The 12,974-nt window shown below is 29.4% G+C and carries 11 protein-coding genes; all 11 read left to right on the forward strand.

The genetic code is table 4. From position 1 onward, the window contains the following. The first annotated feature begins 193 nt into the window (after window positions 1–193). The 11 genes from rplK (at window position 194) to ligA (ending at window position 12,973) form a co-directional block, all read left to right on the forward strand. Window positions 194–628, forward strand: a complete 435-nt coding sequence (gene rplK, locus E7Y35_RS05280) for a 50S ribosomal protein L11 (RefSeq protein WP_283271950.1) — start codon at window positions 194–196, stop codon at window positions 626–628. A 2-nt stretch (window positions 629–630) separates the two neighbouring features. Then, window positions 631–1,317: a 50S ribosomal protein L1 gene (gene rplA / locus E7Y35_RS05285; RefSeq protein WP_283271951.1), complete on the forward strand. Its 687-nt coding sequence runs from the start codon at window positions 631–633 to the stop codon at window positions 1,315–1,317. A gap of 143 nt (window positions 1,318–1,460) precedes the next feature. Beyond that, window positions 1,461–2,675, forward strand: coding sequence for an AEC family transporter (locus tag E7Y35_RS05290; protein WP_283271952.1), 1,215 nt, complete (start codon window positions 1,461–1,463; stop codon window positions 2,673–2,675). Between the two features lie 12 nt (window positions 2,676–2,687). Continuing rightward, window positions 2,688–3,692 carry an NAD(P)-dependent oxidoreductase gene (locus E7Y35_RS05295; RefSeq protein WP_283271953.1) on the forward strand — a complete coding sequence of 335 codons (1,005 nt, stop codon included), beginning with the start codon at window positions 2,688–2,690 and terminating at the stop codon, window positions 3,690–3,692. Between the two features lie 271 nt (window positions 3,693–3,963). Further along, window positions 3,964–4,323 carry a hypothetical protein gene (locus tag E7Y35_RS05300; protein WP_283271954.1) on the forward strand — a complete coding sequence of 120 codons (360 nt, stop codon included), beginning with the start codon at window positions 3,964–3,966 and terminating at the stop codon, window positions 4,321–4,323. Window positions 4,324–4,462: 139 nt separating this feature from the next. Further along, complete coding sequence (ptsP, locus tag E7Y35_RS05305) at window positions 4,463–6,196, forward strand: phosphoenolpyruvate--protein phosphotransferase (protein ID WP_283271955.1); 1,734 nt, start codon at window positions 4,463–4,465, stop codon at window positions 6,194–6,196. A 180-nt stretch (window positions 6,197–6,376) separates the two neighbouring features. After that, window positions 6,377–7,945 carry a lipoprotein gene (locus tag E7Y35_RS05310; RefSeq protein WP_283271956.1) on the forward strand — a complete coding sequence of 523 codons (1,569 nt, stop codon included), beginning with the start codon at window positions 6,377–6,379 and terminating at the stop codon, window positions 7,943–7,945. 424 nt (window positions 7,946–8,369) lie between these two features. Further along, window positions 8,370–8,657, forward strand: a complete 288-nt coding sequence (locus E7Y35_RS05315) for a hypothetical protein (RefSeq protein ID WP_283271957.1) — start codon at window positions 8,370–8,372, stop codon at window positions 8,655–8,657. Window positions 8,658–8,741: 84 nt separating this feature from the next. Continuing rightward, on the forward strand, window positions 8,742–9,224 hold the full coding sequence (locus tag E7Y35_RS05320) for a PTS sugar transporter subunit IIA (RefSeq protein WP_283271958.1): 483 nt from the start codon (window positions 8,742–8,744) through the stop codon (window positions 9,222–9,224). A gap of 109 nt (window positions 9,225–9,333) precedes the next feature. Further along, window positions 9,334–10,959, forward strand: coding sequence for a hypothetical protein (locus tag E7Y35_RS05325; protein ID WP_283271959.1), 1,626 nt, complete (start codon window positions 9,334–9,336; stop codon window positions 10,957–10,959). A gap of 10 nt (window positions 10,960–10,969) precedes the next feature. Then, window positions 10,970–12,973 carry an NAD-dependent DNA ligase LigA gene (ligA, locus tag E7Y35_RS05330; protein ID WP_283271960.1) on the forward strand — a complete coding sequence of 668 codons (2,004 nt, stop codon included), beginning with the start codon at window positions 10,970–10,972 and terminating at the stop codon, window positions 12,971–12,973. Window position 12,974: the final 1 nt, after the last annotated feature.

A 12,974-nucleotide genomic window follows, 5' to 3' on the forward strand; every position in this document is an offset into this window, starting at 1 on the left:
TTAAAAACTTTATTGGAGAAGTGGTTCTTTCTCTAAAATACAATGATAGGATGAAATAAAGTTGCTTTTTCCTAACTTATTGTTATATAATTAATTAGGCATTTATTCTATTTGATAGAATGTGCTTAAATGTGGTAGTAATTTTAATATTACGTTTGGACCACAGCGAGAATTCAAAAGGAGGAAATTGCTCGTGGCAAAGATTACTAGAATTGCAAAATTAGAATTTCAAGCTGGACAAGCAAAACCGGGGCCAGAGTTAGCTTCATTAGGAATTAACATGCCGCAGTTTTGTACCCAGTTTAACGATGCAACAAAAGACCGTATGGGTGATGTTGTACCAGTTGTTATTACAGCATTTGATGATAAATCATTTAAATTTGAATTAAAAACTACTCCCGCAGCAGTCTTATTAAAGAAAGCTGCTAAAATCCAAAAAGGATCAGCAAAGGCAAAGGACGAAAAAGTTGCAACTATTTCAGTGGATGAAGTTCGTAAAATTGCGGAATATAAGTTGGTTGACTTAAACGCAAATGATGTTGAAGCGGCAATGAATATTATTGAAGGAACTGCCCGTAATATGGGAATTGTTGTTGAAGGTATGCCAAGTAAGAAGGAGAAAAACTAACGATGGCAAAATTTGGGAAAAAATATAATAAAGCTGTTGAATTAGTAGAAAAAAACAAAGTTTATCCAATTACTGAAGCAATTGAATTGGCAAAGAAAACCGCAACAACAAAATTTGATTCAACAGTGGAAGTTGCATTTAATTTAAATGTTGATCCACGTCATGCTGACCAACAAATTAGAGGAGCTGTTGTTTTACCAAAAGGAACGGGAAAGACACAACGAATTTTAGTCTTAACAAATAGCAAGGAAGCTGATGCAAAAGCAGCAGGAGCAGATTTTGTTGGAGGAAAAGATTTAATTGAAAAAATTCAAAAAGAAAATTGATTTGATTATGATGTAATTATTGCAACACCAGATATTATGGCTGAATTAGGAAAAATTGGGAAATTATTAGGACCAAAAGGTTTAATGCCGAATCCTAAAACAGGAACTGTTACACCTGATGTTACAAAAGCAATTGATGATGTTAAAAAAGGAAAAGTTGAATATCGTGTTGATAAAAATGGAAACATACATTCAATTATTGGAAAAGCATCATTCAAAGCAGAAGATTTAAAAGCTAATTATGATGTAATTTATGAAACAATTCGTAAGGCAAAACCAGCTGCTGTTAAAGGAGCATATATTAAAAATATTGCTGTTACAACAACAATGGGACCAGGCATTAAAGTTTTAATTGAATTATAAGATTATTAAAAAACTAACTATTGTTAGTTTTTTAATTTGTCAAAATTTTCCACTATTATTGTATAATATTATAGTAATTAAGGCTATAATATCAGTAGTACAAAAGTACATTATTTAGAAAAAATGAGAGGAGACACAAATTAATGCATTTATATTTACAAGCGGATGTTGGAAAAGCGGTTATTGATACTTTAAAAGCATGAGGGTTTTGAAGTGCAATTATTGCGACAATGTTTGTGATTTTTTTGGGTTGATTTTTAACAAAACGGGGAACTTTTAAAAAGGACTGAGAAGCAGTTTTAATTAAAATTGTCATGGTTGTAGGGTTACCGTCTTTAGCATTTAATGGCTTTATGGCTGATACAACTGTTGAACAAGTTAAAACACAAGCAGCAATTTTATTAGTTGGATTTTTATTCTATATTATTTTGGGAATTGTTGCAAAATACTTTTACATTAAGTATGACCAAGATGTTAGAGATACATTAGCAATGTGTACTGTTTTTGCCTCAACTACTTTCTTCGGAATTCCAGTTGTGACTGCTTTATTTGGAGCAGGGAAAGCAGCTTTGCCAGCTAATGTCTTTAATATTCCGTATCGAGTATTCTTATATTCATTAGGATTTATTGTAATGAGTAAACCAGTAACAGGGCAGTTAGCAGCTGTTGGACAGACCGTGTCAGAAACGGTTATTGATGCAAAAGTGGATCCAACTGGTTATGCACAAGTAAAAGCTGAAATGCGTGCTAAAAAAATGGCAACAGTTAAAGCAAACTTAAAACAAATTTTTGTTAATCCAATTTTAATTGCAACAATTATTGGATTTATCTTTTGAGTAACACAGTTGATTCCAGGAATTGCAGTGGTTCCAGATCAAAATGCAATTGGTAGCGGAAAATTATTTTCACCATTATGATTAGATAATACTTTCCCACCATTATTTAAAATAACAAAAACATTAGAAGGAGTCTGTACCCCATTAGCTTGATTAGCAATTGGAATGACATTAGCGAAAGGAAAAATCCGTGAAGCAATGCAAGACAAAAAAGTGTGGTATGGAATGATGATGAAAGTTATTTTAGCACCAGTTGTTGGATTGGTATTAGCAGTTATCTTTGCTGTAATTGGAAAACAAACTGGAGCATGAAAATTAGATTCAATTGGGTTAGCGGTTATTGTTATTATGTTAGCAGCACCATCAGCTTCGGTCATTGTTGCATATTCAATTGGTTATAATAAATGACCAATGTTAACAAGTAACTTAACATTAGTTTCAACTTTATTTTCAATTATTTCGTTACCATTCTGAGTAATTATTACAACAGCAATTGGGGCGACTTCATTATTTACATATTAGGAGGAAATAACAATGAGTGCAAAAATTAAAATGGTTTGTTATGGAGTTCGTAAAACTGAACGACCACTTTTTGAACAGTTAAATGAAAAGTACGGCTATGAATTGACTTTAATTGAAGAATATTTAACAAAAGATAATATTGTAACAGCGAAAGGTCATGATGCTGTCATGGTGCGCGCTAATTGTGATTGTTATGAAGAAAACTTATTAAAAATGCAAGAATATGGTGTTAAATATTTATTAACAAGAACAGTTGGATATAATCATATCGATTTAACAAAAGCTCATGAATTAGGTTTTAAAATGGCCTATGTTCCAGGTTATTCACCTAATGCTGTAAGTGAACTAGCGGTTGCAATGGGGAATGCGTTATTACGAAATTTATTTTATATGGCAAATAATGAAAGTAATACTAATTTTAAAGTTGATGATTTTATGTTTACAAAAGAAATTCGTAATTCAACAATTGGAATTATTGGGACAGGACGGATTGGTTTTGAAGCAGCAAAAGCATGGCATGGCATGGGTGCAAAAGTTTTAGGTCATGATATTTATGAAAATGATGCAGCAAAAACAATTTTAACTTATACGGATTTAGACACCTTAATTAAGGAATCTGATTTAATTTCATTGCATTGTCCATATATTAAAGATCAAAATCATCATTTAGTTAACAAAGAATTTTTAGCAAAAATGAAACCAGGGTCAGTTTTAATTAATGCGGCACGAGGTCAATTAATGGATAGTGAAGCTGTTTATGAAGCAGTAAAATCAAATCATTTAAAAGGGGTTGGGTTAGATGTTTTAGAAAATGAAGGTGATGTTTTCTTTAAAGATTTTAAAGGTGAAAAAACACCAGATGACATTACTAATAAACTGTTAACTTTATATCCACGTGTAATTATTACACCGCATGTTGGTTCATATACTGATGAAGCGGTCAAAAACATGATTGAAACAACATATGAAAATTTAAAAGAAATTTTAACAAATGGTGAAACAAAAAATAAAATTTAATTTAAGATAACTTTGAAAATTATAAAAAATAACAATATAAATTATTTGTTTAATTGGTATTTTCCTAGTGACAGCAAATAATTTGTTTGTTTTATAGAAATTATTTACAAATTATTTGATAAAAGACATTAAAGTCTTTTTTTTTTTTTTTTAATATAATTATGCTTATATTTAAAAATATATTATAATTTTAGTTAGTACGAAGCTATAAAATTATTTCTGTTTAAAATTAATTCTGTTACTTAATTTAAAAGAAAAGGGAGATTTTTAAATGCGTAAAGATACTTTACAGCCGATGTGTAATAATTGTTGTCTTAATTTTAAGGCATTTCATAAGAACTGAAAATTAAGCAATCAAAATAATAAATTATTTATTTTTTGTGTCCAAAAAAAATTAAAAGCAACCGGTGGGAAACTTGACTTAACTGAGTTAATTCCAAATTATGCTTTTCTTTGTGGTGAAAGATGATTTGTGGTTTATAGTGCGACAAAACTGCACCAAATGTCAAAAAATACTTATCAGAATTTTAATTTTAATAACCATACTTTATTTATTGGAATTTATTGATACCGAATTTTTACGAATGGAATTATTAAAAGTCGTTGATATAATATGCTGTGTTATTTGTAAAAAGACAAGATATTTTTTATTTTAATGGAAAAAATTAATCGTTTTATTGTGAAAACTGTGTTTAAATTGCAACAATTTTCCAATTTTCAGTATATAATAAAAATAGTTTTAGTAGAAAGAGAAGTGAGGAATTTTTATTATGTCAAAAAAACTGCACGGGATAGGTGCTAGTAATGGAATTGCAATTGCAAAAGTTTTTAAATTAGAAGAACCAAAATATGAGGTTTTAAATAATACGGTTTCTGATTCAGCTAGTGAAATTAAAATTTTAGAAGCAGCGATGAAGAAAGCAAATACTGATATTGAAAAATTACAAAAAATTGCGTTAGAGAAATTAGGGGCCGAAAAAGCGGCGATTTTTGAAGCTCATAGTCAGATTTTGCATGATCCAGCAATGATTGATGAAGCAAAAAACATGATTAATAATGACAAAAATAATGCAGCGTATGCAATTCATACGGTTGCCCAGAAATTTATTGCAATGTTTGCTGGAATGGATGATCCATACTTTAAGGAAAGAGCAGCCGATATTAAAGATGTAACTGACCGGTTAATTAAATATATTTTAAATGTGCCAGTATTAGATTTAGCAACAATTAATGAGGAAGTCATTATTGTAGCAGAAGATTTAACACCATCACAAACAGCTCAATTAGATCCTAAGTTTGCAAAAGGATTTAGTTGTGATATGGGAGGAAGAACTAGCCATGCTGCTATTATGGCCCGTAGTTTAGAAATTCCGGCTGTGTTAGGACTAAAAGATGTCACAAAACAAGCAAAACATAATGAAGCAATAATGATTAATGGTACAACTGGCGAAGTTATTTTAACTCCATCAGCTGATGAAGTTAAAACTTGAACGGCAGAAAGAACAAAGTTTTTTGAATTGCAACAAGAATTATTAGCTTTTAAAGATAAACCGACAATATCAAAAGACGGTTATCAAAAATTTGTGTTAGAAGGTAATATTGGGGCACCCAAAGATGTACAAGGTGTCTTGGATAACGGCGGACAAGGAATTGGACTTTTTAGAAGTGAATTTTTATATATGGATAATGATCATTTTCCAACCGAAGATGAACAATATGAAGCATATAAAGGTGTGTTAGAAGGAATGGAAAAACGCCCAGTTATTATTCGGACATTAGACATTGGGGGCGATAAAAAATTGTCGTATTTTAAATTTCCAGAAGAAATGAACCCATTTCTAGGTTATCGTGCGATTCGTTTATGTTTGGATAAAACTGATGTGTTTCGAACACAATTACGAGCTTTATTACGGGCAAGTGTGCATGGAAAACTTGGTATTATGTTTCCAATGATTGCTACTGTTGATGAATTTAAAACAGCAAAGGAAATTACATTAGAAGAAAAAGCAAATCTAATTAAAGCAGGACATCAAGTTGCAGATAATATTGAAATTGGAATGATGATGGAAATTCCATCAGCGGCTGTTTTAGCTGACCAATTTGCCAAACATGCTGATTTCTTTTCAATTGGAACTAATGATTTAATTCAATATACAATGGCCGCTGACCGAATGAGTCAATTTGTAGCTTATTTATATCAGCCGTATAATCCTTCAGTTTTACGTTTGATTAAAACAATCATTGATGGAGCCCATAAAGAAGGCAAATGAGTTGGAATGTGTGGGGAAATGGCGGGTGAAGAACAAGCAATTCCGCTTTTAATGGGAATGAAATTAGATTATTTTTCAATGTCAGCCACAAGTATTTTAAATGCGCGACGAATTATTAGTAAGTTAGAAGTGCCAGCGATGGAACAATTAGTAGTAAAAGCGTTAACATGTCAAACAGCTGATGAAGTATTAGCTTTAGTGGAAAAAACAACAAAAAATGCTTTAAATGTTTAATAAAATAACACTAAATAGTGTTATTTTTTTGTTATTTTTAAATTGACGTACTATTTCTGCAAATTATTTGCAAATAACTATTTTAAAATACAAAAAATTTGATAAAAGCACATTTTTTTTTTTTTTTTTTTTATTAAATACAATTAAAGTGTAAGTATTTTTTGGAAAAGGGGTAAAAAAATGAAAAAATTATTGACAATTTTAACGACGGTTAGTTTATTAACACCAACGGTTAATACAATTGTGAGTTGTAGCAAGGAACCAAAGTATATTCCTGATGATGATTCAAACCAAACCATAAATGATGTTGAAACGATAAATAAAATTAAGGAACGTGTTAAGAAACACTTTCAAGCATGATGGAATGCAAAATCAACGATTGATATTACTGCTTATTCTGACCAAGTTGCAAAATTTGAAGAATTAGTTACTAGTTTAAAAACTAATGATGGTCAAGTTTTAGTTGGCACAGCAATTAGTCAGTACCGTTTTCTTGATCAATTAGTAACTGCATTTAGAGTTGAGTTTAATAACTTAAATCGTGAAATTGCCAATGAATATTCTAACTTTTATCTTAATACGACTCCGTTAGCATTGGAAGCAAATGATATTGTTTTTACTCTACACCATATTAATTTTGACAATTTAGCAAAATTAATTACCGTTAATAACAATAGTATTATGGGAATTACAATTAATTTTGATATTAAATATCAAGTTAAATTTAAAGATTTTGAGCAAGATGATAAAATAAACTGATTGGTTGTTATTTGTAATGATTTAGAAGCATTAAGTGGAATTCAAAAGAATCTTGAAAATTATTTTCTAATTTTTGTTGATGACCTTTTTGAAAAACAAAAGTATGAAATTATTGATAATTTAAATCGTGATTTTGACACTGTGAATAAAAATAATACTATTTGACCAATTATTACTCAAGAATTAACAAAAAGAGGAGTTTTATTTAAGACTTCTCCTGACTGAAGTTATTTGTCATCCACATTTGGGCTTGTAAGAACTGTAGGCAAATCAGATTCCGTTTTATCATGAGCTGGTGAAGGTTATGATTCACAAAAATTAACTGTTGAAAATTTTTTAAAATTTTATAAACGAAAATATTTTACAGCAACGCTTCAAGATGATTATTATGTTAAAGCAAATTTTGCCTCTTTTTATCCAGGTAGTTTCACGATTGAAAACTTACCGTTTAATAATAAAAATAGTTGGAAAAAGTTAAAAACACCAATTAAAGTGTTAATGCCCAAAGATTTTATTGACGAAAGACTAAATCAATTTGCCGAAACAACAATGGAATTATGACAGTATTATCAAATTGAAACATATAATGATAAATTTGTTTTTAAAATGACTCAAAATGATTTTGATAGTTTAGCAGAAAAGGCAAATGATTTTCAGGGCCCAGACAATAATTCATTTGCAAGTTTATTACCGTTTTTTAGAACTGTTTTTAAAATATTTAATGACAAATTAGATCCGAAAATTAAATCTGATACAAGAGTTGTAAATAATTCTGCGGCTGTGGTCAATATTAATTTAGCAAAAAGTTCAAAGGCGCTGATTTTTCAATTACTTCGAAAAAAACATAAAGATAATTATTATAATTGGTTAGATGTTAACTTTAGTTATAATAGTTTTGCTTATAGTTTTTTCTTTAAACCAAATGCGAATGAAACAAATACCGATAAGGGTGATGAATTTTTACAAACAATTGAATTTAAAGTTGTTTAATTTATAATCATAGAGAAGATAATATTTTTAATAAAAAATACATAATTTTATGTATTTTTTTAATTATGTATGTAATTTCTATGTTGTAGCATTGATTTTTTCTATTTTCAAGCATTTGAACAATAGGTTAAATAATATCTTGAATATTAAAACTAATTGAATTCAAAGATAATTTAAACATAGTTGTTTGGTTTTAATGTTACATTTAAAATTATGTTTAATAGTGGAATGACACTCACTAGCGTTAATAGTTTTCTTCGAATGTCTAGATAATTTAGTGTATAATTATTTATGTTATTTAAGTAATTATTATATAAGTACTTTTAACGGGTAAACTTTATGTCCTGTTGTCAGTATTTATGGGGTAAAGGATAAAGAGGTGGTCTAATGGTTTATCTCTTTATTTGTTGAATAGGTGATTTTAATGTTTTATTTAAATGCGCAAGTAAGTAATATCCCCATCCCAGTTTTAATTGTTTTGACTGTGTTGTTTACGTTGTTGTCAATAGCAAGTGGTGGTTGGTGATGATGACAGTGGCGGAAAATTCGCCGCAATCGGCATGATGATGGTTTTGCAACAAAGCAAAAATTAACAGTACGGGCGGCTTTTCAAAAAAATAAATATTTAATGCTTTTTTTATGTTGTTTGTTTTGTTTAATTGGTTTAATCTTAGTTTTAGTTAATCAATTGCTTGATTTTCCCCTGTTTTAAAAATAGACAGTAAATTTAATTAATTTATAGTATACTAATTATATATAGCAGCGTTGTCTGATTAAAGAATAAGGAGAAGAAATCATGGGATTATTTAGTAAAAAATCAAAAGAACTTGAAATTATTGCCCCAGTGGATGGTGAAATTATTGCTTTAGATAAAGTTGAAGATGAAGTATTTTCACAGAAAATGTTAGGTGATGGCTTAGCAATTAAACCAAGTGCAGGAAATTTTGTGGCACCAGTTGCCGGGAAATTAATTACTGTTTTTCCAACAGGACATGCCTATGGAATTAAAAGTAATAATGGTGTTGAAATGCTATTGCACATTGGAATGGATACTGTTTCATTAGATGGCAAAGGTTTTGATATTAAAGTGAAACAAGATGATAATGTAAAACAAGGAGACTTGTTGTGCGAAGTTGATTTGGCTGTTTTAAAAGCAGAAAAAGTACCAAGTTTAGATACACCAATTGTTTTTACCCCAGAAACAATGAGCGGTAAAACAATTACCATTGTTAAAGAAGGAAAAGTAAAACAAGGGGAAGTTATTGCTATTATTAAATAGAAAATAAGTGAAAATAAGTGATTTTTATGATAGAATCACTTTTATTTTTTAAGATAACTAACATTTTGCAGTGTTTTTGTTATAATTGTTAACAAGGGGAGACAATGAAATGACAAAAATAATTTTAATTGCGATTGCGTTTTTCTTGTATTATTATTGAGTTTTTTCTTCCACAGGAGCAATTTTAGCAGAAGTTTTAAAAGTTCGAACTAAAAACATTTATTTTGGAATGATTATGGGTTTTTTCTTTTATTTTGCTGTAATTTCTTTTTTATTAATCCCATTAGAATTAATTACTGATTTACGTTATATAATTTTAGTTTATTCTTTATTATCAATTAATATTTTGTATTCATTGTTTTTATTATTGTTTATTCGCTATTGATTTAATATTAATTTATGAGATTGAAACCATGCCATTTTCTTTGTTACATTTGGGGTTTTTATGGCTTTATATTATTTAAAAAACTATTTTATTTCCCCATCGGGATTAAACATCACGAACACATATATTTTAAGTTTTTATCAGTATGGTTCTGTTGATAATAATATTGTTTTTAAATTAAATCCAGATGTTATTGTTGGTAATGCACAAGCCTTAGCTTCTTTGTCGTGGTTTACTAATGTTTCAATGTGGTTTGTAATGACTGGGATTGATCCAAGTGAAATTATTTGAAATTTATTAAATATTTTAGATGCAATGTTATTTGCTTCCATTTTTGTAACATTATTAAGTAATTTTGCTAATAGAAAAAGCAATCGATTCTTAATCGGATTATTATCTTTAGTGGTTTTGTCAGCATCGAAATTATTAATTTATTACTTTGGCTATGATTCATGGCATCCTCAAAACATGTTAACAAACTTGTTTTTTGTGACATTTATTTTAATGACAATTTATACTAACGAAGAATATCGTAGTCGTAACATGCCGTGAATTATTGGAATTATTTTTTCAAGTTATATTACCTTTGAATGAGACGCGTCCTATATTATGTTATTTATTATTTATGTTTCAACATGAATTACGATGCTAAAATATAAAACTAATTTCTTAAAGGATATGGTTAAATTTACCTTATTTCCAACATTATGTTTTATTTTTTATAATGCTCAAATCAAAAATATTTTATTAATTTTTATTTTCTTAGGTTTATTTTTGTTAATGTTAATTTTATCAATATTATTATATCGTAATTATTCTCGTGTGCACGATATTGAGCTAATGATGTATGTTGGACGCAAAAAGTTATTGTTTGTAGTTCCTGTGATTTTTATTTTAATTTCAGTTGTAATTGTGTTAGCAACGGGAGAAAATAACTTAAACTTTTGAACATTAGAAAACATTGCTTCGGCATTATATGTTCAGTTAGAGTTGATGCGTTTTCAACCGTGAACAAATATTATTTTTTTAATTATCTCATTTGTTTTCTTGGGATTAGCGTTAATTTGATTACTGTTTTTTGAACAAATTCCAAATTTTGTGGCAAAAACGCCAATTAATATGTTGTCAATTTTAACATTAACCTTTTTTAATCCATTAGTGGGGCGTTTTCTAATTTTAATATTTAATGAGCAAGCCTTATTAAATAATGCGACAGTTTTTATTGTGGCGTTATTAGTTACCTTAAATATTAGTGTTTATGCTTTACGAATTAAACCATTTAAAAAGTGACATTTTAAAAAACCAACAATACCTCCCCATCATCAGCAAAAGTTAAAGGTAATAAAATAAGGAGGAAATTATGACTTTTGAAGAAGCAAAAAAACGCAGTTTAGCATTAAAAGAACAGTTAGACAAATGGAATTATGAATATTATGTTAATGATGCACCAAGTGTTAGTGATCAAGAATATGATCGGGCAATGCAGGAATTAATGACAATTGAACAACAATATCGTGAATTGATTACAATTGATTCACCAACGCAACGGGTTTCTGGTCAAGTTAGTGAAAAATTTAATAAATATGTTCATAATAGTCCAATGTTAAGTTTGGCCAATGCTTTTAATTATGATGATTTGATTCACTTTGATGAACAAATTAAAGAGCTAACAGGGTTATTAGAAGTTGAATATACGTGTGAATTAAAAATTGATGGATTATCAATTTCATTAGTATATGAAAATCATTTGTTAGTAATGGGTGCGACACGAGGGGATGGTGTAACAGGCGAAGATGTCACGGTTAATATTAAAAAAATTAAGTCAGTGCCATTACGGATTAACCAACCAAATTTAACTGTTCGTGGAGAAGTTTATTTGTCGTTAGAAGAATTTAATAAAATTAATGAGGAACGAATTAAACTTGGCGAACCAGAGTTTGCCAATCCCCGCAACGCCGCTGCTGGAACATTACGGCAACTAGATTCAGCAATTGTGGCAAAACGAAATTTGAATGCCTTTTTATATTATTATGTTAATGCTCTGGGTGATGGGATTCAAACCCAATATGCTTCATTGCAACGTTTAGAAGAATTAAAGTTTAAAACTAATCCAGAATATCGTTATTGTGCCAATATTGCTGCTGTTTGAACATATATTCAAGAATATGAACCAAAACGGCATCAATTAGGATATGAAATTGATGGTATTGTCATTAAAGTAAATAATTTAAATTTATATAATCGAATTGGTTATACTGCAAAGAATCCAAAATGAGCAATTGCTTATAAGTTTCCGGCAGAAGTAGTTGTAACAAAATTACTTAATATTTTTCCATCCGTTGGTCGAACAGGACGTATTACTTATAATGCTGTTTTAGAACCAGTGCGAATTGCAGGAACAATTGTTCGTGCAGCGACATTGCATAATGCTGATTTTATTACTGAACGTGATATTCGTGTTAGTGATGATGTACAAGTTAAAAAAGCAGGTGATATTATCCCAGAAGTTATTAATTATGTTGCCGAACGCCGCCAGAAAAAAGCAAAAAAATGACAAGAAGCAACCCATTGTCCTGAATGTCAGTCTTTATTAGAACGAGTAACAGGAGAAGTAGATCAATATTGTATCAACTCAGTTTGTCCAAAAAAAATCACGCGCGGATTAGAACACTATTGTTCTCGTAATGCGATGAATATTGAAGGGGTTAGCGAAAAGATTATTGAACGGTTATATAACTTAGGATATTTAAAAAGTTTTAGCGACTTATATCAATTAGAACAATATCGTGCTGAAATTATTCAATTAGAAAACTTTGGTGAAAAATCTTTTGAAAATATGATTGCTTCAATCAACAATTCAAAGCAAAATTCGTTAGAACGATTATTATTTGGGTTAGGAATTCGCCATGTTGGGCAAAAAACAGCAAAATTATTAGCCCGTCAATTTAAAACAATAACAGAATTAGCCGCAACAAATATTGACCAATTATCAATTATTAATGATATTGGTCCTATTGTTGCTGCAAGTGTTGTTGATTATTTTGCTATTGCGGCAAACCAACAAGAGATTGCTTTGCTACAACAAAAAGGTATTAATATGACATACCTTGTTACCAACCAAACCTTATCGCAGAAATTTGAAAATTATCGTTTTGTTATTACTGGTGTTTTATCAAAACCCCGAGAATACTTTAAAGAGGTGATTGAAAGTTATGGTGGTCAAACTTCGGAAAGTGTTAGTGCTAAAACAACTTATTTGTTAGCTGGTAATGACGCAGGTAGTAAATTAGTGAAAGCACAAAAATTAAATGTTAAAATTATTAATGAGGAAGAATTTAATGATTTATTAATAAAGGAGGAATAGT

The organism is Spiroplasma sp. SV19 (genome assembly GCF_030060925.1).
Taxonomy (GTDB): domain Bacteria; phylum Bacillota_I; class Bacilli_A; order Mycoplasmatales; family Mycoplasmataceae; genus Spiroplasma.